Annotated in this window: 21 protein-coding genes, 6 tRNA genes and 1 pseudogene; 11 read left to right on the top strand and 17 right to left on the bottom strand. The window is 33.6% G+C overall.

Features of this window, described 5'->3' with window-relative positions; all coding sequences use genetic code 11:
- Positions 1 to 62: 62 nt before the first annotated feature.
- The 15 genes and pseudogenes from LQU93_RS04570 to LQU93_RS04500 all read right to left on the bottom strand — a co-directional run.
- Positions 63 to 473 carry a Fur family transcriptional regulator gene (locus LQU93_RS04570; RefSeq protein ID WP_229932701.1) on the bottom strand — a complete coding sequence of 137 codons (411 nt, stop codon included), beginning with the start codon at positions 471 to 473 and terminating at the stop codon, positions 63 to 65.
- 73 nt (positions 474 to 546) lie between these two features.
- A complete protein-coding gene (gene dxs / locus LQU93_RS04565) occupies positions 547 to 2,373 on the bottom strand; it encodes a 1-deoxy-D-xylulose-5-phosphate synthase (RefSeq protein ID WP_229932715.1) in 1,827 nt (608 codons plus the stop codon).
- Positions 2,373 to 3,206 carry a flagellar assembly protein FliH gene (gene fliH / locus LQU93_RS04560; RefSeq protein WP_229932700.1) on the bottom strand — a complete coding sequence of 278 codons (834 nt, stop codon included), beginning with the start codon at positions 3,204 to 3,206 and terminating at the stop codon, positions 2,373 to 2,375. Before fliH ends, dxs begins: the two co-directional genes overlap by 1 nt.
- Positions 3,203 to 4,204, bottom strand: coding sequence for a flagellar motor switch protein FliG (gene fliG, locus LQU93_RS04555; RefSeq protein ID WP_229932714.1), 1,002 nt, complete (start codon positions 4,202 to 4,204; stop codon positions 3,203 to 3,205). Before fliG ends, fliH begins: the two co-directional genes overlap by 4 nt.
- A gap of 29 nt (positions 4,205 to 4,233) precedes the next feature.
- On the bottom strand, positions 4,234 to 5,934 hold the full coding sequence (gene fliF / locus LQU93_RS04550) for a flagellar basal-body MS-ring/collar protein FliF (protein ID WP_229932699.1): 1,701 nt from the start codon (positions 5,932 to 5,934) through the stop codon (positions 4,234 to 4,236).
- A gap of 4 nt (positions 5,935 to 5,938) precedes the next feature.
- The gene (hisC, locus tag LQU93_RS04545) at positions 5,939 to 7,039 is read right to left on the bottom strand and encodes a histidinol-phosphate transaminase (RefSeq protein ID WP_229932698.1); all 1,101 of its coding nucleotides are present in this window, start codon (positions 7,037 to 7,039) and stop codon (positions 5,939 to 5,941) included.
- A complete protein-coding gene (gene pheA / locus LQU93_RS04540; RefSeq protein ID WP_229932697.1) occupies positions 7,039 to 8,115 on the bottom strand; it encodes a prephenate dehydratase in 1,077 nt (358 codons plus the stop codon). The genes hisC and pheA overlap by 1 nt, the downstream gene beginning before the upstream one ends.
- The gene (gene lysA, locus LQU93_RS04535) at positions 8,115 to 9,311 is read right to left on the bottom strand and encodes a diaminopimelate decarboxylase (RefSeq protein WP_229932696.1); all 1,197 of its coding nucleotides are present in this window, start codon (positions 9,309 to 9,311) and stop codon (positions 8,115 to 8,117) included. The genes pheA and lysA overlap by 1 nt, the downstream gene beginning before the upstream one ends.
- 55 nt (positions 9,312 to 9,366) lie before the next feature.
- Positions 9,367 to 10,431, bottom strand: coding sequence for an LptF/LptG family permease (locus tag LQU93_RS04530; RefSeq protein WP_229932713.1), 1,065 nt, complete (start codon positions 10,429 to 10,431; stop codon positions 9,367 to 9,369).
- 48 nt (positions 10,432 to 10,479) lie between these two features.
- Entirely contained in the window at positions 10,480 to 11,028 is a 549-nt protein-coding gene (gene pth, locus LQU93_RS04525; RefSeq protein ID WP_229932695.1) for an aminoacyl-tRNA hydrolase, read from the bottom strand.
- A 10-nt stretch (positions 11,029 to 11,038) separates the two neighbouring features.
- Positions 11,039 to 11,575: a 50S ribosomal protein L25/general stress protein Ctc gene (locus tag LQU93_RS04520; RefSeq protein WP_229932694.1), complete on the bottom strand. Its 537-nt coding sequence runs from the start codon at positions 11,573 to 11,575 to the stop codon at positions 11,039 to 11,041.
- 83 nt (positions 11,576 to 11,658) lie between these two features.
- Positions 11,659 to 12,810 (bottom strand): type IV pilus twitching motility protein PilT, encoded by a 1,152-nt coding sequence (locus LQU93_RS04515; protein WP_229932693.1) that lies wholly within the window; start codon positions 12,808 to 12,810, stop codon positions 11,659 to 11,661.
- 2 nt (positions 12,811 to 12,812) lie between these two features.
- Positions 12,813 to 13,808: a transaldolase gene (locus tag LQU93_RS04510; RefSeq protein WP_229932692.1), complete on the bottom strand. Its 996-nt coding sequence runs from the start codon at positions 13,806 to 13,808 to the stop codon at positions 12,813 to 12,815.
- Between the two features lie 207 nt (positions 13,809 to 14,015).
- Entirely contained in the window at positions 14,016 to 14,696 is a 681-nt protein-coding gene (locus LQU93_RS04505; RefSeq protein WP_229932691.1) for an anaerobic ribonucleoside-triphosphate reductase activating protein, read from the bottom strand.
- Positions 14,697 to 14,748: 52 nt separating this feature from the next.
- Positions 14,749 to 17,010: pseudogene (locus LQU93_RS04500) on the bottom strand (ribonucleoside triphosphate reductase); the annotation flags it as partial.
- Between the two features lie 361 nt (positions 17,011 to 17,371).
- Here LQU93_RS04500 and LQU93_RS04495 point away from each other — a divergent pair.
- From LQU93_RS04495 to LQU93_RS04455, 9 genes are all read left to right on the top strand, one after another.
- A tRNA-Val gene (locus LQU93_RS04495) sits at positions 17,372 to 17,447 on the top strand.
- Between the two features lie 559 nt (positions 17,448 to 18,006).
- Positions 18,007 to 18,198 carry a hypothetical protein gene (locus LQU93_RS04490; protein ID WP_229932690.1) on the top strand — a complete coding sequence of 64 codons (192 nt, stop codon included), beginning with the start codon at positions 18,007 to 18,009 and terminating at the stop codon, positions 18,196 to 18,198.
- A gap of 135 nt (positions 18,199 to 18,333) precedes the next feature.
- Positions 18,334 to 18,486 (top strand): hypothetical protein, encoded by a 153-nt coding sequence (locus LQU93_RS04485; protein WP_229932689.1) that lies wholly within the window; start codon positions 18,334 to 18,336, stop codon positions 18,484 to 18,486.
- Positions 18,487 to 19,396: 910 nt separating this feature from the next.
- A tRNA-Pro gene (locus tag LQU93_RS04480) sits at positions 19,397 to 19,474 on the top strand.
- A 9-nt stretch (positions 19,475 to 19,483) separates the two neighbouring features.
- Positions 19,484 to 19,560: transfer RNA gene (locus LQU93_RS04475), tRNA-His, on the top strand.
- Between the two features lie 6 nt (positions 19,561 to 19,566).
- Positions 19,567 to 19,643: transfer RNA gene (locus tag LQU93_RS04470), tRNA-Arg, on the top strand.
- A gap of 10 nt (positions 19,644 to 19,653) precedes the next feature.
- A tRNA-Arg gene (locus LQU93_RS04465) sits at positions 19,654 to 19,730 on the top strand.
- Between the two features lie 52 nt (positions 19,731 to 19,782).
- Positions 19,783 to 19,867: transfer RNA gene (locus tag LQU93_RS04460), tRNA-Leu, on the top strand.
- 96 nt (positions 19,868 to 19,963) lie between these two features.
- Entirely contained in the window at positions 19,964 to 20,971 is a 1,008-nt protein-coding gene (locus LQU93_RS04455; RefSeq protein WP_229932688.1) for a bifunctional 3,4-dihydroxy-2-butanone 4-phosphate synthase/GTP cyclohydrolase II, read from the top strand.
- Positions 20,972 to 21,712: 741 nt separating this feature from the next.
- Here LQU93_RS04455 and LQU93_RS04450 read toward each other — a convergent pair.
- Positions 21,713 to 22,618 carry a bile acid:sodium symporter family protein gene (locus tag LQU93_RS04450; protein WP_229932687.1) on the bottom strand — a complete coding sequence of 302 codons (906 nt, stop codon included), beginning with the start codon at positions 22,616 to 22,618 and terminating at the stop codon, positions 21,713 to 21,715.
- A 426-nt stretch (positions 22,619 to 23,044) separates the two neighbouring features.
- Between LQU93_RS04450 and LQU93_RS04445 the strand changes: the two genes are divergently transcribed.
- Together LQU93_RS04445 and LQU93_RS04440 are read left to right on the top strand one after the other, a co-directional pair.
- Positions 23,045 to 24,481 (top strand): DUF1266 domain-containing protein, encoded by a 1,437-nt coding sequence (locus tag LQU93_RS04445; protein WP_229932686.1) that lies wholly within the window; start codon positions 23,045 to 23,047, stop codon positions 24,479 to 24,481.
- Between the two features lie 597 nt (positions 24,482 to 25,078).
- Positions 25,079 to 25,240, top strand: a complete 162-nt coding sequence (locus LQU93_RS04440; protein WP_229932685.1) for a hypothetical protein — start codon at positions 25,079 to 25,081, stop codon at positions 25,238 to 25,240.
- 123 nt (positions 25,241 to 25,363) lie between these two features.
- Here the strand turns inward: LQU93_RS04440 and LQU93_RS04435 are convergent, their stop codons facing one another.
- Positions 25,364 to 25,561: a hypothetical protein gene (locus tag LQU93_RS04435; protein WP_229932684.1), complete on the bottom strand. Its 198-nt coding sequence runs from the start codon at positions 25,559 to 25,561 to the stop codon at positions 25,364 to 25,366.
- Between the last annotated feature and the right edge of the window lie 391 nt (positions 25,562 to 25,952).

The raw sequence follows: 25,952 nt of genomic DNA, 5'->3' as shown, positions 1-25,952 counted from the left end.
AGCAGTTTGTGGCTGAAATTTTGATTTTAGATAAATAAAGCCTTGTTTGACTTTATTTATGTTTAGCGACAATTTTTGCAGCTTTTGACGTTTGCTACTACGTTTAGACGCTCAATTATATTGCTTAGTTTTTTTTCTGGTTTTTCTTGATATTGTGCTAGTTCCGCTTCTTCGTAGCTTAAGTCTTGAACGTGTCCGCAACACTCACAAACAACATGAATGTGTGGGTATTCGTATATGTCATATCTTGGTTTTTTATTTACTATATTTACTTCAACAACTAATCCTTCGTCTTTTAGCGTATTTAGATTTTTATAAACAGTTGCCAATGAGACCGATGGATTTTCTTTTTTGATCTCTTCGTATAATTCATCGATTGTTGGGTGAGTATGGCGGTCTAAAATTCTTAATATGCTTAATCTTTGAGGTGTGACTTTTAGGCCAAACTGCTTTAAAAGCGAAACGTGTTGCATAAAATTCCTTAAATTAAAAATTTTTTAAGCATTATATTAAAAGAAATCTTAAAAAGTTCTTTATTAGATGATATTAATTATCTAATAATATTTTTTGAGAAATTTTATCGACCGTTATGCCAAGTTCATCTTCTATAAGCTCAGTCGCACCATGCTGGATAAATTCATCTGGATACTCAAAACTAACAACTCCTACATCTAAAATATTGTGTTTTTGCAAAAATGCACTTAATATATCGCCTATGCCACCATTTTTACTACTATCGCTTATGATATACCACTTTTTGCTATTTTTGGCTAAATTTAACAACATCTGCTCATCAAGTGGCTTTACAAACACCAAATCCACGAGTGTAGCATCTAAATGCTTTGCTATTTTTTCACGAATTTTGTTTGCCTTTCCGACTGCGTTTGAATACCCAATTAGTGCTACATTACTTGTTCCGTAGTGTAAAATTTCGCCTTTGCCAAGCTTTAAAGGACTCGGTGTAAATTCGCTATCATCTAGTAGATATCCGCCACGTGGATATCTAAACGCCGATACTCCTTGATATTCGTAGGCAAAATTCATGCTATTTTTAAGCATCTCTTCACTTCTAGCAGCAAAAAGCACTATATTTGGTATAGCATTTAAAAAGCTTATATCAAAAACACCTTGATGTGTTTCGCCATCCTCTCCTACTATACCCGCTCTATCCATGGCAAATGTGATGTTTAAATTCATAATACAAGCATCGTGTATGATTTGATCATATGCACGTTGCATAAAAGTTGAGTATATCGCTACAAAAGGCTTAAATCCCTCTTTTGCCATTGCTGCCATCGAAGTGACTGCGTGTTGCTCTGCTATGGCGACATCCCAAAAGCGTTCAGGATAGTTTTGTATGAGTGCATCCATGCCTGTGCCTGTTGGCATAGCGGCTGTTACACCGACTATGTCATCATGCTCTTTTGCAAGCTCTAGTAAGTGTTGGGAGAAAATTTGCGTCGCTGATTTTTTAGCACTGGAATTTTTAATAATCTCACCAGTATTTACATCAAATGGTCCCACGCCATGCCATGATGCGTAGTGTCCTTCGGCTTTTTCATAACCTTTGCCTTTTAATGTTTGCGTATGAATTATAACCGGTTTTTTCATATTTTTTGCGGTTGTAAAGGTTTGGATTAGGTCTTTTAGATTGTGTCCATCTACTGGTCCTATATATTCAAGTCCAAGTTCTTCAAACAAAATCCCAGGTGTTATTAATCTAATGCTCTCTTCTGCACGTCTTGCCATATATGAGGCCGACTCTGGCATATAAGATAAAATTTTCTCAACTCCGCTTTTAAATTTCTGATAAGCCTCGCCAGCCATAATATGACTTAGGTATTTGCTTATGGCACCTATTGGTTTTGATATGCTCATTTCATTATCGTTTAGTATGATTATACAGGGATATTTTCTATCGCCTAATTCATTGAGTGCTTCATATGCCATTCCGGCACTCATTGATCCATCACCTATTAGTGCTATTGGCAAACGATTTTCACCTTTTAGTTTTATCGCTTTTGCTGCACCTACTGCGATGCTTATAGATGTAGAGCTATGTCCTGCTACAAAATAATCATACTCACTCTCTTTTGGCTTGGTAAAACCACATATGCCTTTGTATTGTCTAAGTGTGTCAAATTCTTTCCAGCGTCCAGTAAGAAGTTTATGAGTGTATGCTTGATGGCTTACATCAAATATAAATGGATCGTTTTTGGCATCAAAAACATAGTGCATGGCTACTATTAGCTCTACTGCACCAATGTTTGAGCTTAGATGACCGCCATTTTTGCTGACCACTTCGATGATTTTTTCTCTTATATCCTTGCATAATTTTTCAAGCTGCATTAAGTCCATATTTTTTACATCTATCACAGCAGACCCTTTATATTTTCCAGTCTAGTTTGTAGTGTCGCATCGATATTTCCAGCCTCGCTTATTATAACGACTCCACCCTTGCTTATAGCGTCATCAGATTGTATTTTAATATGTGTTTTTTGGGCAAAATTTTCACTTAGATATTCGCTATCGCTAGGATTTACTCTAAGTGTAATGTCTTTTGCATCAGATAGTGTTTTTAATAAATTTAAGGCTAGATTGTAAGCGATTTTGCTTGAGTTTTGCCCTACTTCATTCATTAGCACTTCATTTGCTATACTTATGGCGGTGGTAGCTAGTTCTTCTTCGTTTTTGTTTATAAATGTGTCTAATTCATCGTATTTTGCTGAAATTTTGGCAATTGATGAACTGAATTTTTCGTTTAAGTCCTTTAGTTGTGTCTCGTATGCGATGTTTGCCTGAGCCAATCCTTCATTTATGCCATCTTCTTTGGCTCTTGCTATTTCAGCTTGTAGTCTTTTATCAAACTCAGCTTCTTGGTTTTCTATTTTCATTTGTAATTTTATAATATTGCTACTTAATTCATCTGTTTTCTTAAGTAGCTCTTCAACAAAATTTGAATCAAATCCACTGTTTATTGGCTGTTCTTGACTTATGTTTTCGTGTATAAAATTTTGTGGCTGATTTGTTTCATCTTGTGCTAAGTCGTTGGCATTTTCAGATATAACATTTGAGACAAAATTTTCAGTTTGTGGTTCATTTGATTTATCATGATTTCTAGGTTCGCTTCCTAATACCTTAAATCTATAGTTTTCTACAAAGTGCTTTGACATTTTGTCATTTGTTATTACGCTAGTATTTCTCATTCTATCATCTCATCTGCTTCGCCAACTTGGAATACACCCTGTTCTGCTAGAGCTTGGACTGCTTCTACTATTCGACGCTGTGCCTCTTCGACATCTTTAACACGAACAGCACCCAAAAATCCCATCTCTTCATTAAACGCGTCTGCTGCACGCTGCGACATATTTGCTAAGAATTTATCCTTAAGTGCTGGATTGCTACCTTTTAACGCTACCATTAAGTCTTTTTTCTCTACATTTTTAAGTATCTCTCTTATGGCTGTTGCATTTAGCGTATTGATATCTTCAAAGGTAAACATCAGCTCCTTGATTGTAGTTGCTAATTTTTCATCGTTTTGTTCAATGTAGCTTATGGTATCTTTTGACGCTTTTTGTCCTAAGCGATTAAGCATCTCAGCAACTGCCCTAGGTCCGCCAACTTCGACTTTGTATGATGTTAGGCTTTCTAGTTTGCCTTCAAGAACAGTTGATACACGTTTGATTACTGATGGACTTATGTCGCCTAAATTTGCCATTCTAATAACCACGTCGCTTCTTAAATCGTTTGGAAAATATGATAATGTTTCAGCTGCACTGGTTGAGTCCATATGCGCTAGTATCAATGCTATGGTTTGCGGATGTTCTTTGACAATAAAATCAGCTAATTGCTGAGGTTTTATTTTGGTTAGATAGCCAAAACTTTTTGTGTTTTCCATTGATTTGGCTAGTTTATCAAGTATCTTTTGTGCTGCTTCTGGACCAAATGTGCGGTATAAAATTTCTTTGGCATATTCTAAACCACCACTTCTCATGTATTGGTTTGATTGCATTAATGCATAAAATTCTTCTAAGATTGCAGCTGCAACTTGCTTGTCTATGTTTCTTGCAGTTGCAATGTAGCCTGATATGTCGGTTATAACATCTACATCCATGTGAGAAAAAAGCAAACTAGTGCTTTCTTCTCCAAGTTGTATAAGCAAGATTGCTATTTTTTCAGGCATTGATAAATCATCATATACCATTTTTTGTTGATCTGTTAATTTTATAGCCACTATAGCTCCTTGCGAACATTAAATTCACTATCGTTTTTAACCATATCTTGTAAGAGTATAGAAATCTCTTCATTTCGTTCTTGCACTATTGCTTTCATCTTTTCAAGCAATACGTCGTATTTTAACTCATCTTCATTAAAGTCGCCAGTTAAACCTAACTGTTCTTCTACTTTTCGTTTTGCTGCTTTAAATTTCTCAAGTGTGTCTTCATCGTCTATATCTATGCTCTCAAGATGTTCTAAGTCAAGCTCGTCTTCATCGTCTTTGGCATCTTCAAGCATTTTTTGCATGAATGGCACAATAACTTTTTTATACAAGATATATAGCAACAATAATGCAAATATATATTTTAATAAAGGCATCAATGGCATCACATAATCTTGCATAAATCCATTTACTTTTTGACTAGTTGATAAAATTTCGCCTAAATTAAACTCAAAACTATCTAGTGTAACTTCATCTCCACGACTAGCATTAAAGCCTATAGCTTGTTTGATGAGATTTGTTATTGATGCTTTTTGAGCTTCGCTAAGTGGCACAAAGACGACTTCGTTTGTATCATTGCCATTTTCATCTTTTTTTCGCTCATATTTTCCATCAACAACAACAGCAGCACTAACTCTGTTGATAGTGGCAAATTGTCCTTTGATATTTGTTATTTTACGCGAAATTTCATAGTTTGTTTGCTGTGAGCTTTTGGAGTATTGCTCTTGAAGTGAGCTATCGTCTAGACCCTCAACTGGACCTATGTTGCTAACTGCACCAGGAACACCTTGTATCTCATTTGGACTTCTTCCTTGGCGACTTTCTTCAATATTACTTTCGCTTCTAATTACGTTATTTGGGTCATATACTTCGCTTTGGCTATCTTTTTTGTCAAAATCAAAGTCAATATTTACCTTTGCTACAACCCTGCTTTCGCCACCTACAATTGGGGCTATGACATTTATGATTTTTTGTTCATAATTGTTTTCAAATTCTCGTTTATAGCGAATTTGTTGAGCTATCATATCGCTGTCAAACCCACCATCTTCTTCGCCAAGTGCAATTCCGTCTTGATTTACGATTTTGACATTTTCTGTGCTTAAATTTGTAACGCTTGCTGCTACTAAATTTTTGATACCAAAAATTTGCTTTTGACTAAGGCTTCCACCAGCTTTTAACTCCAAAACAACAGAAGCTGTTGGTAAAGTTTGTCTTTCGGTAAAAACAGTCTCTTTTGGAAAGGCTATTCTTACTATTGCTTTTTGTATAGGTGCTAAGCTTTGTATAGTTCTTGCCAATTCTCCTTCGACTGCACGCTGGTATTTTACGCGTTGATCCGCATCTGTGGCACCAAATTCTTGTTTGTCAAAAATTTCAAAACCAATCTTACTCTCTTTTGGTATTCCAAGTGTTGCTACGGCGATACGCTCTTTATAAACATCTGCAGTTGGGACTAAAATCGTGCCTTCGTTTGCGAGTTTATAGCTTACGCCATCTTTGTTTAATTGATCTATAATTAAGGCAGAGTCGTTTGGACTTATGTTTTCAAATAGCACACTATAGCCTGCGTAACTTTCGTGTTTTGATTTAAACATCGTTAAAAATACTAAAAATCCGACAACTACCACCACGGAAGTGGCAATGACTATTTTTTGTTTGTTTGTAAGTTTTTGGTAAAGTCCTGCTATTTGCTGTAAAAGTGCCTTAAAATCCATATTTTTACTTTAAAATTTCCCTTAATTCATCTATAACTTTGTCGTTTTGCTCACTTTTTCCTATGGTAATACGAATAGCATTTAAACCATAGCTTTTTAAATCACGTAAAATTATACCTTTTTTTAGTAGATTTTGGCATATTTGTGAGCTATTTTCTTTATTAAATTTAATTGTAATAAAATTTGTGTAGCTATTAATGTATTCTAAACCAAACTCTTTTGCAAAATTTTCATACTTTATCATCTCTTTAAAGTTATTTTTCATCGTTTTGCTTACAAAACTCTCGTCGCTTAAAGCTAAGATTGCAGCCTTTAAGCTAAGCGTAGTGATGTTAAATGGGGCTCTTAGTTTTGCAAGTTCTGATATAACGCTACTGTTGGCTATTGCATATCCTACACGCATACCGCCTAGTCCGTATGATTTAGAAAATGTCGCTGTAAAAATTGCATTTTGAAAATTTTTAATCAAATCATCTGGTTGTATTTGCATTTTGGTATCTTTGTAGCTTGCAAAATCCATATACGCCGCATCAACTACCACCATAACATCTTTGTCTATTGTGGCGATAAAGTCATAAATTTCATCTTTGCTTATGCACTCACCCAATGGATTGTTTGGCATACATAAAAATATGATTGAAATTTCATCTTTGTGCTTGTTATAAAGCTCTTTAAATTCATTTAAATCATGTGTTTGAGATGTCGTTTTTATCACTTTTGCGCCAACTTGTTTTGCGTATATTTCATACATGGCAAAGGTCACACCAGCGGTTAAAATGGCACTATTTTCATTTGCTTTGGCATGAACGCAATACTCAATTACCTGATCACTTCCTTGTCCTATTAGGATATTTTTTACATCTATGTTGTATTTTTTGGCCAATGCATCTTTTAGCTCAAAATAACTATCATCAGGATACAGATGTGCTTTATTTGAAATTTCAGCTATGCCTTTTGATACAACTTCACTTGTGCCAAATGGATTTTCATTGCTTGCTAGTTTTATGACATCTTTTTCATTTATGCCGTATTCACGCACAACTAGCTCGATTGGCTTTCCTGCTTCGTAGTTTTTTAAATTTTGTAAGTTTTTATTAAATTTCATCACTCATCTCCATCTAAATAACTACCTAGCCACATTATTTCATTCCCCGCTTCTTTGGCTAAATTTAGAGCATTTTGCACTTTTTCATCATCAATATGACCTATAAAATCTATAAAAAACATAAACTCAAAGTCACGCTGTTTAAGTGGTCTGCTTTCTAATTTGGTTAAATTTATATTTTCATCTTTAAAAATTCTTAATAAATCAGACAAGCTACCTGGTTTATGACCTGCTTTTGCTAAGATTGATGTTTTTGTACCACTTGTTTTACCTGTTTTAAAATCACTAAGCACAAAAAATCTAGTGCGATTTGAAGCATTGTCTTCTATTGTTTCAAATAAAATAGGTACATTATACAACTTAGCTGCGATTTTAGAGCAAATTGCAGCTGTGTCTAAGTCTTGAGATGCTAGATACGCGGCTTCTGCAGTTGATTTTGTAGGGATGAAATTTACATCTGATAGCATGTGACTATCTAGGAAATTTCGACACTGATTGTAACCTTGTGGATGAGAGTATATTGTTTTTATGTTTTTTAAATTTTCACTTAGGCTAACAAAGCTATGATGGATATCTAGATACATTTCAGCTACGATTTTTACGTTGTCAAATTTTGCTAGACAATCAAGCGTAACACCAACCGCTCCTTCTGTGTTGTTTTCGATCGGGACGACGCCATATTTGACCTCTTTTTGTGATAATTTGGTAAATACAGATTCTATCGTGGCTAGTGGCAAATACTCGCTCATCGCACCAAATCTACTCTCTGCAGCTTGATGCGTGTATGTTCCTTCAGGGCCTAAATAGGCTATTTTTTGTGGCATTTCTAGGTTACGAGATACGGCAAAAATTTCAAGATATATCGCTTCAATAGCGGCTTTATTTAATAATCCACCTTTGACTGATTGTAAGCGGTTTAATATGGCTCGTTCGCGTTCTGGACGGTAGATGCTCGTGCCACTTGCTTGTTTTAATTCGCCTATTTTTTTGACATATTGCATTCTTTCGTTTAATTTGGCTAAGACAAGATCGTCTATCTCGTCTATGCTTTTTCGTATTTCATTTATCTCTTGCATTATAAATAGTCCTTTTCTAGTGCAATGATATCTTCAAAGCTTTCACGGCGACGTATTAGCCTATCGGTGCCGTTTTGTATTGCTACTTCTGCGGCTCTTCCTCTTGTGTTATAGTTGCTACTCATGCTAAACCCATACGCACCAGCACTTTTTACTACTAAAATATCTGAGTTTTGCAGTCTAGGAAGCTTTATATCTTTTGCTAAAAAATCACCACTTTCACATATCGGACCTACTATATCGCAGTTTGATTTTTCGCCATCTTTTAGCGAAATTATCTCATGATGTGCCTCGTATAAACTAGGGCGAAGTAGGTCATTCATGGCTGCATCTACTACCACAAAACGCTTATCTTTATTGAATTTCTCATATAAAACACTTGTTATTAGTGTGCCACAATTTCCAACGATATATCTGCCAGGTTCGCATACTATCGTGACATCTTGACCACCAAGGGCTGCAAGTATGCCTTGTGCGTATTCATATAGATTTACTTCGTTTTCGTCTTTATAAACTATGCCAATTCCGCCACCAACATCAAAGAATTTAATATCAATCTCAAGTGCTTTTAGCTCACGCATTAATACGCTTACTATATTTGCAGCTTCTATTATGCTTGAAATTTCAGTGATTTGAGAACCAATGTGAAAATGTATGCCAATAGGCTCTAGGTGGTTAGAGTTTTTGGCTTTAAGATACATTTTTTTTGCTGTATTTATATCTACTCCAAATTTATTTTTATTTAAGCCTGTTGATATATATGGGTGCGTTTTGGCATCTACATCTGGATTAACTCTTATACTTATACGAGCCTTTTTAACAAGCATTTTTGCTATCATTTCAACTCTGTCTAGTTCGCTTTCGCCTTCTACGTTTATCATTAAAATTTCATTTTGTAGTGCTTCTTTGATCTCAGCATCGCTCTTACCAACTCCGCTAAATATCACTTGGTATGGCTTAGCGCCAGCCAATAATGCACGCTTAATCTCACCTATACTAACACAATCAAAACCTGCTCCAAGAGTGGCCATGTGCCTTAAAAGACTAAGATTTGAGTTTGCCTTTACTGCATAACAGATGAGAGATTTTCGTGCGTTAAATGCTGATTTTAGTGCATTGTATCTAGACGCAATATAATCAAAATCATATACATAAAGTGGGGTTTGGTATTTTTGTGAAAGTTGTAGATAGTCCATAAATAGCCTTTTTTAAAAATGGCTAGATTTTACAAAATTTATACAAAAAATTCGCTTAACGATGGGCTTTTAAAAGATATAAGGCGTATGATAAAATACAAATGACTGGTAAAACTATGCCAAGTTCAGCCACGATAACACCAGTGGCAGAAAAACGTGCAAGCACGAATAATATACCCCAAGTTATTAGTGTGATTAATACATATATAAAACTAGCGAGAGCTAGGTTAAAAAATCTACCAGTTGTTGGCAAATGATAGTATATAATAAGCAACAAAAACGGAGCAAAAAACGGAGCAATTGTAAGTGTGTAAAATGCGACTTTTGCACTATTTATGGATGCTCCTTCATTTTTAAACGTTAGCATAAAATCAAATGCATCACCTATGCTAAGTCCTACTTTTTCATTTTGGTTTGCACTTTGGATACTTTTTGGGCTAAAGCCTTTTAGTGTATTTAAATGGTCTTTGTTTTGTAATATCAAGCCATCGTTTCCGACTTTAAAAATTTTAGGCAAAGTAGTTATATTGGCGTCTATTAAATCCCAAGCATTATCTTTAAAATAGGCACTTTTGGCAAATGTTACGCTGTTTAATTCAGTTTGATTTACATCGAAAATTACTATATTTTTTATATCTTTTTCTAATGGATTTAACTCTTTTATGTAGATAAATTTACCATCAAATTTTAAAAAACTATCTGTTGTGGCACGATTAAAATTTACACCATTAATTATACCTTTTTGATAATCATAAGCATAAGCAAATGGTGTAAAATTTAATCCCACATAGATACATGTGATAAAAAGTGCCATAAAAAAAGGCGTAATTATGACGTTATTTTTACTAATTCCAAGTGCATAAAAACTAACAAGTTCATTTGAGCGAACCATATTTATGTGAGAAATTATTATGCCAAATACAAGAGATATAGGAAGCACATATGACACAGCAGTAAGGGCGGTTAGTCCGATATATAAAAGCTGTAAGTTTGCTGAGCTTGGGATATCTTTTAAATTTGTAAGCAGATCAATGCCAACGTAAAATAATTCAAGTGATAAAAAAACTATCAAAAATGATTTTAAATAGAGCCATCCAGCGTATCTAGCAAATAACTTCATGCTAAATCCTGATAAATTTTGCAAATCTTAGCCAAATGTTTAGTTTTGTCATATTTGTATACTCTTTTTTAAGCTAAATTTTGCCGAAATAGTTGTAATGTCACTTTCTAAAAGCTCGATTATGGCATTTTTGCAATGAGATAAAATTTCATCTAAGTGTGTTTTTTCGTTATCGCTAAACTCGCCAAGCACGAAATTTGCAGCATTTCCTTTTTTGCCGATGCCTATTCGCACTCTTTCGTAGTCATTGCCGATTAAGTTATCGATTGATTTTATACCATTATGTCCGCCGCTACTGCCACCTTTTTTAAACCGAACTACGCCAAATCCAAGATCTAAATCATCATGCACGACAATAATGCGTTTTGGTTTGTAAAAATCATTTACAGCCTTTACGCTGTTTCCAGATAGGTTCATAAAAGTTGTTGGTTTAAGTAGTAAAATTTTTCCGTATTTAAAGAGTTCACCTTGAAATTTAGCTGAACTTACGTCTAAGAAATTATCGTCTTTAAGCAGGTCTATAAGCATAAATCCGACATTGTGCCTTGTATTTTCGTATTGTTTTGTGGGGTTTCCAAGCCCCACTATAAGTGTCATCAAATGTGCCTTATCTAGCTTTAATGACTCCAAGAACCGCAATGCGATCAGCATCAACCATAGTCACACCAGCAGGAACAACTAGATCACGGACTAAAATAGTATCGTCAATATCTAGTTTGCTTACATCTACATCAAATGAATTTGGTAAATTTTCAGCTGTGCATTTTACAGCTACACGGCGTTTAGATTGTATTAAAACGCCTTTGTTTTTTAAACCAACTGGAGTGCCAAATGGTTTAACTGGTATTAGATATTTTGATACAACTCCAGGTAGGGCCACTTTTAAATCAACGTGCTTTAATTCATTTGTAACAACATCTCTTTGGTAATCAACGATAACAACGTTATATACCTTTTCGCCAACTTTTACATCAAATGCAAGGGTCTCTTTCTTTCTAGCTTCTTTGATAAACTCATTTACCTTAAAAGCTGCTGAAACATTCTCTAATCCCTTACCGTAAATGTTTGCGATTAGATAACCATCTCTTCTTAAAGCCTTTGCAGACTTTTTACCGATACTCTCTCTAACGATACCTTCTAACATCGTCATCCTTTCATAAAAAATAAGTGCCGAGTATAGCTAAAAATTTATAAATTTAAGCTAAACTAGTTTTAAATTTTATTAGTTTAGCTTAAATCTTTTAGGGCGATTATGTCGTTGTGTATAGAATTTTTGAGTGTGAGATTTTTAATTTGTATTTTTAAATCATTCGCTCTTGTGGCATTTTTAAGTGCCTCATCGGCATTTATCGTGCCATTTGCAAACAGCTCAAGCAAATGCATATCAAAAGTCTGCATTCCGAAGAAATTTTTGCTTTCTTGCATGACAGAAAATAGCTCATGGTCATTTGAATTTAAGATAATATCTTGTGTTCTTGCATTGTTTATTAGTATTTCTATTGCGGCAGTTCGTTTTTCATTGATGGTTTTTACTAGCCTTTGAGAGATTGTAGCTACTAGTGTAGATGCTAATGTAACACGAATGCGATTTTGTTCATTTGTGTCAAACATTGACACGATTCTATTAATGCTCTCTTTTGCATCAATAGTATGCATGGTGGCTAATACCAAGTGGCCCGTTTGGGCAGCACTCATAGCCATCTCAATGGTTTGTAAATCTCTCATCTCGCCTACTAATATCACATCTGGATCTTCACGTAGTGCCGCACGTAATGCTTCGGCAAAATTTGCCACATCTTGACCGACTGAGCGTTGATTTATTATGCTTAAATTGTCTTTGTGTATAAATTCTATCGGATCTTCGATTGTGATGATATGACGTTTTTGGGTTGCATTTATGTGCTGTATCATGCTAGCTAAAGTGGTGCTCTTGCCACTTCCTGTTGGACCTGTGACTAATACTAATCCACGATGAGTATTAGTCGCTATATTTTGAATTGTTTTTGGTAAATTTAGCTCTTGCATGGTTGGTATATTAGTTGGTATCGTGCGAAATACTGCTGATACGCCATCTACTTGAAAAAATACATTCACACGAAATCTAAAATTTTCATCTAAATTATGGATAAAATCAACACTTCTTTTTTCAACAAGTTCTTTAAAATTTGTTCTAAGTAGCTCTTTGGCTAGGATTAGCATGTCGTCTTTGCTTAAAATTTTATCGCCTAAAATTTCAACTTCGCCGTTTATGCGTCCGCGGATAAGACCATTTGCCTTTACATGCAAATCGCTTCCATTGCGAGAAATGAGTATTTTTAGATACTCATTTATCATGTCTCTGATTTTAAAATCCAGCTTACTTACATCTACATCAAACATTATTATGATAAATTTCTCATGATATCATCAAAAGCAATTTCAAACGCCATAAGCCCATCACTTAAAAGCTCTTTGTAGGCAGCTTCGATGTCAATTTGTGCATTTTTAACGACTTGAAAAAATGCATTTATGTTCTCTTTTGAGCTTGGTGTTTTTGGTTGAGTTTTTTCTTTGATAAATGCTTTTATGGTATCAAGTGGAGCTGTATTTATAGAGTTTGCAAACATTAGCTCTCTTACGTAATAATCAGCTCTTAACTCATCGCCCTTTACTCCTGTGCTAGCAAATAAAGCACGGACATTTGGCAGGTTTTGATCTTGTATGATATGATAAATTTTGGTTGCATTCATTATGCCAATTTGTGCTGTTGGTAGATTTTTAGATGCCATTTTGGCATCGAGCAATCTATCAAATCGGCTTACAAATATACTTATTACGCCTTTTGGAAGTGGTGTATTTGGGTAGCGTTTAGCGTAAATTTCGCTACCTTTTTTAAATGCATCAAGACAACCTTTGGCTTGTTCTGGAGAAAAAATGAGCGTAGCGTTTATGTTAATTCCTTGTGAGATTAGTTCGCTCATCGCATCAAATCCTGCTTTTGTTGCTGGAATTTTTATCATTACGTTTGGCATTTTGATAGAGTTGTATAGTCTTACGCCTTCGGCTATGGTTGCTTCTGTATCATTTGAAAGCGTGGGATCTACTTCGATGCTAACAAAGCCATCATCGTCATTAGCATAGTTTTTAATAAGCCTTGTTGCGGCTATTTTGATGTCTTGTGTCGCTAGAATTTCATAAAGTGTCTTTGGATGTCTTTTGTCGCTATTTTTTACTGCAGTTTTGTATATCTCAGTGCCAAATGCACTTTTGAAAATTGCAGGATTGCTTGTTGCACCATTGATGATTTTGTCATTTACTAGCTCTTTAAATTCGCCATCTAAAAAATCCCTTTGTATGAAGTCACACCAGAGCGAGAATTTTACGTCATTGTTATACATTTTTCATCCATTGTGATAAATTTTTGATACAAGTTTGCATCAAATGTAATCTATTAGAATACAACTTTGTAGTTTAACATACCATAAATTTTTAAACTTGATCTAATCAGTGCCAGATATTTGTGCTAGTCTAAGTTAGTCAGTAATCAACAAAGTAAAATTTAGGCTTATTTTGTGGTATTTAATATTTATTGTTGAGATTTTATTTTAGAAATTTCTAAGTTCTATTTTAAGAGGCGAGTTGATATCGCTTATATTTAATATCTTTGTTTGTTCTTTTAGTGATCCAAAATGTTCTTTGGTGTATAAAAAATTTTGTAAATAATATGTCTTGTCATAGCCGTATCGCTTTAGCATACTAGCCATTTTGCTTATATCGCTTTCATCTAATAACTTGCTGTGTATTGTTGTGCGAACTTCAAACTCAACATCCATTGATAGTAAAAATTTTAAAGTTTTTATAAAATTTTCATATAGATTGGATGCCGTGATTGCGTGAAATTTTTCTTTTGGTGCCTTAAAATCAAGTGCGATAAAATCAACTAAATTTATTATTTTTTTTAAAATTTCTGGATTTGAACCATTGGTGTCTATCTTAAGCTTAAAATTTCTAGATTTAACTTCATTTGCTAAATATTCAAAACTAGGGGTAAGACTACACTCACCACCACTAAAAACCACTGCATTTAGCTTACCCTTGCGTTTGTCTAAAAACGCCAAAAACTCATCATTGCTAACGCCATTAGTGTTTGAAAATTTGGCATTTACCACCGCAGTATTATAACAATACGCACACCGCATATTGCACCCCATAAACCACACTACGCAAGCTAAATGCTCTGGATAGTCCATCATCGTAAATGGAGTGATTGAGTAAATTTCGTTCATTTTTGCAGTGTTTTATGCGTTTGTAATGCGTGTTTTTTGTAAAAATTAATCATTTTTCGCGAAATTTCACCCTCTCTTTATGCTCACCTTTTTTGCCTAGATTAAAGCTCTCAACTGGCCTGTGATAACCCATAACACGAGTATAAACTACGCATTTTGTTCGTTTGCTCTCATTTTGTTTTAAAATTTCAGTTGCATTCATTTTTTATCCTTTTTAGTTGTTGTCTTGTGTATTTTTTAAAATTTCTGCATCACATATTGGGCAATACTCATGCTCTCCGGCGATATATCCGTGTTTTTCGCATACGCTAAATACTGGCGTGATGGTGATATATGGCAATGTGTAGTTTGTGATGATATTTTTTACTAGAGTTTTACATGCCGCCGCTGAGCTGATACGCTCACGCATATATAAATGAAATACAGTCCCACCTGTGTATGCAGATTGAAGTTCGTCTTGCAAATCAAGTGCCTCGTATGCGTCATCAGTAAAGCTTGCTGGAAGTTGGGTTGAGTTTGTGTAATATACATTTTCATCAAAACCAGCTTGCATTATGTCATTAAAGCGTTTTTTATCCTCTTTTGCAAAGCGATAAGTCGTGCCTTCGGCTGGTGTTGCTTCTAAGTTGTATAAATTTCCTGTACTTTCTTGAAATTCCCTAATTTTAGATCGCAAAAACTCAATCATTTCAAGTGCAAACTCACGTCCGTATTCGGTCGATATATCGTCATTATCGTTTGTAAAATTTCGTAAAAGCTCATTCATTCCATTTATGCCGATGGTGCTAAAGTGATTATTAAAGTGCTTTAGATATCTAGCCGTGTAAGGATAAAGCCCTCTATCATACATCTCTTGGATAAATTTTCTCTTTTTTTCAAGTGTTGATTTGGCTAAATTTAGTAAATGTGTCAAGCGAGTGTAAAGTCCTTTTTTGTCGTCTTTATATAGATAGCCCAAACGAGCCAAATTTATCGTTACAACGCCGATACTTCCAGTCATCTCAGCACTTCCAAACAGCCCTCCGCCACGCTTTAAAAGCTCTCTTAAGTCAAGCTGAAGCCTACAACACATAGAGCGGACATGCCCTGGCTTGTAAGCATTGTCGTTTGGTATTTTGTTGCCATTTGCATCTATTTTATATTGACTTCCGACAAAATTTTGAAAATAGCTTGAACCCATTTTTGCCGTATTTTCAAATATCACATCTGCCACTTCGCTATCCCAGTCAAAATTTTCGGTGATATTTATAGTTGGTATTGGGAACGTAAATGGCTGAGAGTTTTTATCTCCTGCTGTTAAAACTTCGTAAAATGCTTTGGTAATACGTCTCATTTCTGGTTCAAAATCTCCATATGTCATATCACAAAGTGCGTTTTTGCCACGCTGTTTTGCCTTATTTATTAGATTTTCGTCATTTAATCCACTAAATAAATGTATATCGTTTGATGTTGGAATTTGTGACTTTAAATCATCAGGGCAAGTGATATCTATCGTGACATTTGTAAATGGGCTTTGCCCCCATCTAGCTGGAACATTTAGATTAAAAACAAAGCTTGTAATTGCTTTTTTAATCTCAAAATCGCTTAAATCGTCTTTAAAAACATATGGTGCTAGATATGTATCAAAGCTTGAAAATGCCTGTGCCCCAGCCCATTCAGACTGCAATATGCCTAAGAAATTTGCCATTTGATATAGGGCTTCTCTAAAATGCTTTGGTGCTTTGCTTTCGACTCTACCTCTAACCCCATTAAAGCCCTCATTTAGCAAGGCTCTAAGCGACCATCCAGCACAGTATCCAGTTAAGCAATCAAGATCGTGTATGTGATAGTCTGCTTCTCTATGTGCCAGACCCTCTTCTTTGCTATAAACAGTGTCAAGCCAGTAGTTTGCGATGACTTTGCCTGCTGTATTGTTGATAAGTCCAGCATTTGAGTAGCTAGTGTTTGAATTTGCTGAAATTCTCCAATCTGTGCCATTTATGTATTCGTTTATTGTTTGTGTTGAATTGATGTAAGTTGTATCTTCGCTAAGCCCTAAAATTTGCTCACGTTGCATTTTGTGTGTGTGGCGGTATAGCATAAAACTTTTTAAAACATCAAAATAATTTGCCTTAAAAAGCTCTTTTTCTATTGCGTCTTGTATCTCTTCAACGCTTATTGTATCGGTATTTTGAAAGACATTTTGTACTACATTTGTGAAAATTTTCTCATCATACTTTACGTTTTCGCTTTCAAATGCTTTTTTTATAGCATCTACAATTTTATATGCTTTAAACTCTTGTTTTTTGCCATCACGTTTTAAAATTTCTCTCATTATGGACCCTATTTTCGGTATTTAGCAAAGCATTTGTTTAAAACTAAAAATCGCTTTTGCTGTTTGTATGGTTTGATTTTAAACTTGTAATTATAAGAGCTTTTGCTTGATAATTAGCTTAAAATTTTGTATTTAAAATTTAAAATTTATGATAACAAGTATCGAAAAAACAAATAAATTTCATTTTAATTTTAAGTTTATAAAGTATATTATTGCTGAATTTATAGGTATAAAATTTAAAATTTCAAATTTATTATAAAATTAAAATATTAATTATTTTAATTAAGATTTTAATGTGATTAAAATCTTAATTTCTTGCTAAAGTTTATATTAAAGTTTTTATAAGTATAATACCCATTTTGGTCCCGTAGCTCAGCTGGTAGAGCACCACCTTGACATGGTGGTGGTCGATGGTTCAAGTCCATTCGGGGCCACCATATTATTTATTTCTCACTATTTTTAAGCCATTAAACACCCAAACAAAAATATTAGACTGAAGTTATAAGAGCAAATTTAAGTTCAATGTTAGAAATGATTGTTATAAATTTTAGATTAAAAAGTAAAACAATTAGCGTTGCACTGAATTTATGCCTACATATTAAGATATTTATAAAATTTCTTAGGTGAATTTAGAAAACTGCTCACAATCTTTTTAGGCAAAAAGAGTTGCGAAACCATGTAGAGAGCAAAATAGGTATAATAAATTTTAATAAGAGAGACCAATGAACGTAAATCAAATTTTTGAACTAAAATGAAGATGTTAAAGAATTAAACGAAAATTTTACACTGTTTCCAAGGCAAAAGATATTTTTGTGGCAAATTAAGCATGGCTAAAAGAGCATTTTTGCCATTAATTACGATCGATTTAGCAAAATTATCGCCTGAATTAAAAGCATAAAACTGCATATGCTAAACCTAGTTGAGCTTTATTGAAGTGGCGACCAAACACATAAGTATCACAATGAATTTACAGGCGAAAACTATTTTGCCTTTCGTTTGAGTGAAGATAATTGCTATGAGTTTTTAGCAAATGAAGAGTATTTTTTAAAACTGCGGTTAGTCATTGGGGTTTTAATGGCGAAGATGAAAAAGAATTTTGGCAAAGTATGTTTAATGCTCTTGAAAAAAGCAAGGAAAATTTTGCCAAATACGGCTGTTTGGTTGATTTGTGTTATCTTAGAGGCGTAGAAGGACTTAATAAACAAAATTTTAGATAGAGTAGTGGCGGTTTTATGTATGCAAACTAGACAGAAAGTGTAGAGTTGCCATCAGCCCTTAAAATGAATTTATCAAAAGATTTCGATGAAATGCAAAAACTTTTAAATGACGGCATCACTTATAAAAGAAATCCGTTTTTATTTTATCGCCGAAGTTACGGGGTATGATTATTATGAGAATGGAGCTGATGCCATTGTTTTAATGTATGAGCCGATAAGCCGCACTGTGCTTTTACTTTTGATTATATTTAAAATTTAATAAAGGCAAATGATATGAATTATGATGAAAAAGTAAATATTTAAGCTATTTACAAAGAAATTCGTGATGAGTTACAAAAAATATCGCCCAAAATAGGAGCTAGTTTTAACAACAAAGCCACTGAAAGTGAAATTTTAGAATTAGAAAAAATGTCTGGAAAAACTTTACTAGAATTTTAAAAATTATTTACGTCTTTTTAATGGGCAAAATGATACAGAGATATGCTTTTTGGATACAATTTTCTACTCTCAATTAAAAATAATAGAATTTTATCAAATGCAGATGGAAAATTTTGGTGATAAAGAAGAAATTAGCTTTATAAAACCTAATAAAATTTAGCTAATGATTTTGGCTAAAGACTGGTTGGCTTTTGCTAATTTTGACAATACAGGGCAACAGCTTATTATTGATTTAAATCTTGCACAAAATGGCACTTATGGGCAAATTATAGCGATGTGGGTAGGTATGGATTATGTGTGGCTATTTTATGTTCATTTATGAAGTTTTATCAAAAAATTCTTACTATTTTAAAGGAAAATAATTACGCTGTTTAATATGATATTATCGTGCAAGATTTTATTTAATGAGTAATATATGTTGCAACTATAAAATAGACATCAAGCATGGTAAAATTTGTCTATGATAGAAAGTTTTTGTTAAAATTGATATTGCTGAATTTAACGAGTAAAAATCCAAAAATAAAAATGGGTCAATTTAATAAGAGTTACAAAATTTTATAGTTTTTATACATTATTATTTAAGATATGCGATTTGTGTTGAGATTTTGGCTAGGAAATTAAAATATAAATTTTAATTAAATTTTTGATTAATTAAAATTTTGCTTGACATTTAATATAATTTTGGATAGAATACCGCTTTTTAATGAGGTAGTGGCAGATAACTCACGCTACGGGGTGTAGCGCAGTCTGGTTAGCGCATCTGGTTTGGGACCAGAGGGCCGAAGGTTCGAATCCTTTCACCCCGACCATTTGATATGGTGAGTGTAGCTCAGTCGGTTAGAGCATCAGATTGTGGTCCTGAGGGTCGTGGGTTCGATTCCCATCACTCACCCCATTTTGGGCGCTCGTAGCTCAATTGGATAGAGCGACAGACTTCGGATCTGTAGGTTATGGGTTCGACTCCTATCGGGCGCGCCACTCAAACTATGCGCTCATAGCTCAGCTGGATAGAGCAACAGCCTTCTAAGCCGTAGGTCTCAGGTTCGAATCCTGATGGGCGTACCATTTTTTGGTTTATTTAAGCTTAGTTTAGATAAACTACGACTTCTTTTTTGTTGCGGATGTGGTGAAATTGGCAGACACGCCAGACTTAGGATCTGGTGCTTCACGGCGTGGAGGTTCAAGTCCTCTCATCCGCACCACCTTTATTTTAATTTCTATTTTTATAATCTTTTAATCAATATCTCATAAAATAATTATTATAATTTCGCTTGTTTAAATTAATTCAAGGAAAAATTATGAAATTTCAAAAAGTAAAACAGGCTATTGAAGATATTAAAAATGGCAAAATGATAGTAATGGTTGATGATGAAGATAGGGAAAACGAGGGTGATTTGATATTTGCTGCGGCACATAGTGATGTGCAAAAGGTAAATTTTGCCATATCTGAGTGCAGAGGAATATTATGCTTGGCAATGGATGTTGATAATGCAAAAAGGCTTGATTTGCCACTCATGGTTTCGTCAAATACGTCGTGTCATGAAACAGCCTTTACGGTTACAATTGATGCCAAAGAATGTAGCACAGGCGTGAGTGCGTATGAGCGTGACATAACCACCAGGTTAGCAGCTGATCCATTATCAAAACCTGATGATTTTGTTCGTCCTGGGCATGTTTTTCCCATTATTGCAAAAAATGGCGGAGTTTTAGAGCGTATAGGACATACTGAAGGCTCTGTCGATCTGTGTCGCTTAGCTGGTATTACGCCTATGGCTTGTATATGTGAGATAGTTAAAGAAGATGGGCAAATGGCTAGACGCGAGCATTTGGAAGAATTTTGCAAAAAACATGGATTAAATATGGTGGCGGTGTCTGACTTGGTTGAATATAGACTAAATAGCGAGAGTTTGATAGAAGTTAATGAAGGACAGATGGCTCATGTTGCTGGTTTTAAGGCAATGAAATATGAGATAAAAGACCATAAGAATTTAATCCACACGGCGTTTGTATTTGGCAATGTCAAGGGCAAAACGAGTGTGAAATTTCAAAAAATCACAAAAGACCATGAATTGCTTAGCTCTGAAAAATTTAATGATTTTATTGACGGCGTTAAATATCTGAATGAAAATGGTGGAATTTTGGTATTTTTAGATAGTGATAAAAACGAAGCAAATGCAAAAGATTTTGGCATCGGAGCACAGATATTAAAGTATTTTGGAATTAGTGATATTGAATTGCTTAGCACAAATAAAAAAGACTTTGTTGGAATTAGCGGATTTGGGTTAAATATTGTATCGTATAGATAAAATTAAATCACGATATTTTGTTTAGTTGCTGTTTTGCTTTGTGGATTTGCAAAACCAACTAAATTCTATGCCATTAGTGGCGGTTAAGTTGCCAAGACCATATTTATTGATAAATTTTAGAGCATTTTTTGTTTATTCTTGAGCGATTTTAATGAGATAAAAATTTTTGCCCAATTTAACCCAGTCATATTTTCTCTTATTGATTTTAATAAAATTTATAAAGATTTTCTAGATCATTAAACCAGCCCACTTCATTCTTAACTACAAGCAAGACGCACTCCTATAAGCTATCTTTTATCACTTTTTAAAGAGACAAGCACAAGAAATTTATTTAATCTATACTTTACAAAGCAAAGAAATCATTTGTTTGTCTATCTGCGTATAGGCTTTGATGTTTATACAAATTTATTTTAAAATTTTGTATAAACTAGATTCTAAAATTTCACTGACTTTATTAGCTTTTAAATTTTAGTTTTAATAAAAATTAAAAGTAACATATTTTTAAGACAAAATTTTATAATCACAAAATATTATGAAAATTAAAACTAAACAATCTCGCAAAGAATTTAATCTAGCTAAAAACAAGGCGTGGAGTGACGAGTTCCACACCTTAAGTATAGGGAGAAAATAATCAAGATAATTATTTCATAAAACAGATGCAATTATAAGTCAAAATTTCTTAAAATATATTAAAATATACAAATAATATCCTAAAAATTCAGCTTAATATAAAATTTTATATTATAGATTTTTGTTTTTAGTATTGCAAATTCCAGCAAATAACGCACCAGAAATATTATGCCAAATACTAAACAATGCACCAGCAAGTGCTGAAATTGGCGTAAAATATTTCATTGCCATAGCAACACTAAGTCCCGAGTTTTGCATAGCAACCTCAATTGCCACAGTTCTTGCTGTTTTTTCGTCAAACCTGCAAATTTTGGCACCAAAATATCCAAGCAAAAGACCGCAAATATTATGCATTATAACCGCAATAACAACGATCATGCCAATATCTTTTAAATTTCGAGCGTTAAGAGATACGATTATTGCAATTATTAAAATAATCGCACTAATTGACACGATAGGCAGTACTGGTCTTATGGCGTTTGTGAAGCGTTTGGCAAACGTATTTAATACTACTCCGATGCTAAGCGGCACAAGAGTAATTTTAACCAGATCAATTAGCATACTAGATATAGGCAAATCTATCCTGGCCCCAACATAAAAATACATTAAAAATGGCATAGCAAATATCGCAATAAGCGTTGAGACAAGTGTCATACTCACAGACAAGGCCAAATCGCCTTTAGCAAGATATGTGATGACGTTTGACGCTGTGCCGCCAGCACTTGTGCCTACAAGCATCATACCAATAGTGAGTGCATCATTAAAATTTAATGCCCTTGAAATCACAAATGCTAAGAATGGCATTATAGCAAACTGCATAAATACGCCAAAAATCACGGCAAACTTCTTGTGCCAAATATTTTTAAAATCATTTAAGCTAAGTGTTGCCCCCATACCAAGCATGATAATCATCAAAAGCGGTATAATAAACCCTTTAAGTGTGATAAAAATATCGCTAAACATAAACGCAACAAAAGACATAATAACAGCCAAAGCTGGAAAAACAAGTGCTTTCATAAAAATCCTTTAAAATATAAAATTATATTTAAAATTTGCATTTTTTACAATTTAAATTTAATGAAATGCTTAAGATTAAGTTTTGTTTAATGCAATAAACAGTATGTTTATTGAGAATAAAATATCAAATTGCAAATTATTAGCAAAATAGTCTAACCATCTTAATTAAAAAATATAGCAAATAAAACTTTACGCTTTAAGTTTAAACTCTAACAAAAAAGCTTATTTAAATAGTGCATAAAATAAGGAGCTAGAGTTTAAAATTTAAAGGTAAAATTTTAGTTTGCCTACTATTATTGGGTAAATTTAATATATAATAACTAAACCTTAAGTTTATTGGCAAAGTGAAATTAAAATAGCGTTTTACAAAGTATAAAAAACCGATAAGATCAAAAAGCAAAATATGCAAAATTTAAAGGAGTAAAAGTGAATATAAATTTTAGTAATACAAACATCTTTCAGATGATTTATCGTGCCAGTGGGCTTGATCTTTTGTATTTTTCAGATGAGCATTATAAGGAGAGGTTTTTTAGTATTGTTGAAAGTTTTAGCCCTGAAAAACTTCAAGAGATAGCACAAAATTTACATGAGTATTATGGCGTATCTAGCAAGGATGATATTTTTGAGTTTGAAAACACAGCACCACATTTAAGCATAATTTACAGTGCATATTCTAGTCTAGAAAGTGCGTTTTTTCAGATGAAATTTGATGAGTTTTCAAACAATTATTTAAGTGATGATAGTATTAAGGAAGCTTTTAAAATTTTTAGCATCGATACTAGTGCTGATGGGTTTTATGACGATTTTAGAAGCGAGATAGCTGGATCGTTTTATGATGAAGCGGGTGTGTGTAACGAAAGGCTAAAACAATACCTTACTCAAATGCAAGATATTTTTGCCTATGCACCAAAAAGCACAACATATGCCTTTGATATCGCTAGGATGCTTCAGATTGCTACAAATTCATTTGCTCTAGGCTATATAGACTACGATGAGTTTTGCGAGTTATATGATAAATATACAAAAAGTGCGCTTGATGTTTTTGGTTCGTTTGATGAGTATGCGGCTAGTTGTTTGCCTGGCAGGGCATTTATGTTTTTAGATGATAAAACGAGCTTTAAAGAGAGTGTTTGCGAGCATGCAAAGACATTTTATATCCTTGCAAATGCACCATTTGATGTATTTAAAGCAAGTGGCATATGGGCTGAAAATTTAGACAAGCAAAAGCAAAACATCATAAAAATCACACAAAATTTCATAGACAATGCAGAAATAGATGAGCTAAAAAAATCAATGCAAGAGCTTTATGAATTTGCTAAAGATAGAGTTAGTCAATACGGCTTTGATATGCAGATGCTTAAAGTTTGTCTTGATGAGTATTATCAAAATTTCCACTTCATTCTTAAGCAAAATGCTCTTGATAGTTTGGCAAGTGGTTATGATGTATATACTCCGCTTCGTGAGCTTAGCGACGATGATGACACATTTTTTAAGCGTGTAAGAAATTTTTGCGATAAGGCGAAGCTAACGCTTGCAAGCGATGAAGTTCCGCTTTTGATGCTAACGCAGCTGGGTGATTATCTGATAACAAATAAGGCAATCTATTCGTTTAAGGGTGTTTTATTAATTTTTGGCAAAAAGCTAGTCGCAACGCCGTGGAGCAAGGTTGAGCTTGATGCGGAGTTTGAAGATAGCTTAAGCGTGGTGTTGCGTTATAGCAAAAACCCTGATTTAAAGCTTGACTTTGATACCGCAGAATACTCAAAACAGCACAATCTAAGCAAAAGCAATAAAGATGAGATTTTATATATTATGGATACGGTAAAATCGGCATTTGCTAGCTTAAAAAAAGCATATGCTTAGGCGTTGCAAGTTTTTAAAAAGGGCTTAATGTAGCCCAACTTGCTTTTGGTGATGGTTTTGTTTTGCTGTTTGCGTTTTAAAAAATAAGGGTCAATTTAACTTAACAGGATTTTCTCTTATCAATTTTAATAAAATTTGCAAAGAAATTACCACAATCAGCTCAAAATACAACAAAACTTACAAAATTATAGATTTAGTATAAGTTTCGTTGCAAAATGAAAATAAGACTGGATTATCTATTTAAAAACTCGCTTATGTCGATTGTGCTGTTGGCATTATGGTTTTTAATAGTGCTTTTGAGTTTAATGTATCATCTTGTATAACTTGAGTAAAAATATCAAATTTCTCATTTTTATTAAAATTTTGCACATCAATACCTAGCCATTTTGCAAAGCTTTGTGGAAAATGGCTTTGATAACTCTCATTTTTGATAAAAGTGCGTTGTCATCATCGCTTGAGAGCTTTATCAAAGGAATTTGCAAATGCTCTTTTGCAACATTGTCTATAAAATTTAAAGAAATTTAACCGTGTTTTTTGATATGGCTTAGTCCGTGATTATTAAAATATATCATATAAAAGTTTGTTGCAAGTAATGAGATGAGAGCCTATAAAATGCAATATAAAAAGGCGATTTTTTCGCTTGATTTTTGCAAATTTTGCGTAAAATCAGCCACTAACTCCCTATCGTGTTGCCTTGGTCTTGGATTAAAATACAAGAAATTTGCCCACTTTGTCACAATCGTTGTAAGCCTATCATAATAGCCCAAATAACCATGATTTAAAAACCAAAATGCTCAAAAATAGCCAAATTTGCTAAATCGATGATGTTTAAATTTAAATCTCTATTATAATTTAAAGTGCCGTTTAGCACTGGTATTGTATTTATCTAAGTGGCATAAAGCCATCGACAAAACGCCATTTACCTTGCTTAAAAAGGATTATTTTGATAGTATAGCCGTAAATTTCTTTATAATTGTGCCTTGCATTCTCACTAATAACAAGCATATAATTTTTATATTTTGGGCTTACATTTGTGATTGACCACTGCGGAACGATAATAGTGTTGTTATAAGGTTTCATATTCTTTATAGGACTTGTTAAAAATTTTATAGCTTTAAAATATGAGCTAGTGGGAGCTATACCCTAACTTTTCTTGTTGCTATAACTAATATCAAAATTAACCAAATTATAATGTTTTGATTTTGCGTAAAGCTATATTTTGGCAAAAACCAAGCCCGCAACACAAAAAATTAAAAAAATTGATAAATATATATTTTGCAGGAAGCACTGCAACAAATTCTTTCGCCTTGCTTGAATATGTCACAAAAATCGCCATAGCAAAGCTTCATTAACCGCCACATTTGTAAGCCCAACTGGTGCATCAAAGCAAGAAAAAGAAAAATATCAACCAAAAATATATCTAAAATTTAAAAAAGTAATTTAGTAAAAAGAGATAAACTACATTAACGTA

Source organism: Campylobacter majalis (assembly GCF_905120465.1).
GTDB classification, from domain to species: Bacteria; Campylobacterota; Campylobacteria; order Campylobacterales; family Campylobacteraceae; genus Campylobacter_A; species Campylobacter_A majalis.
Note: the sequence above shows the minus strand (reverse complement) of the source record. Positions and strands in the feature narration are given on the sequence as shown.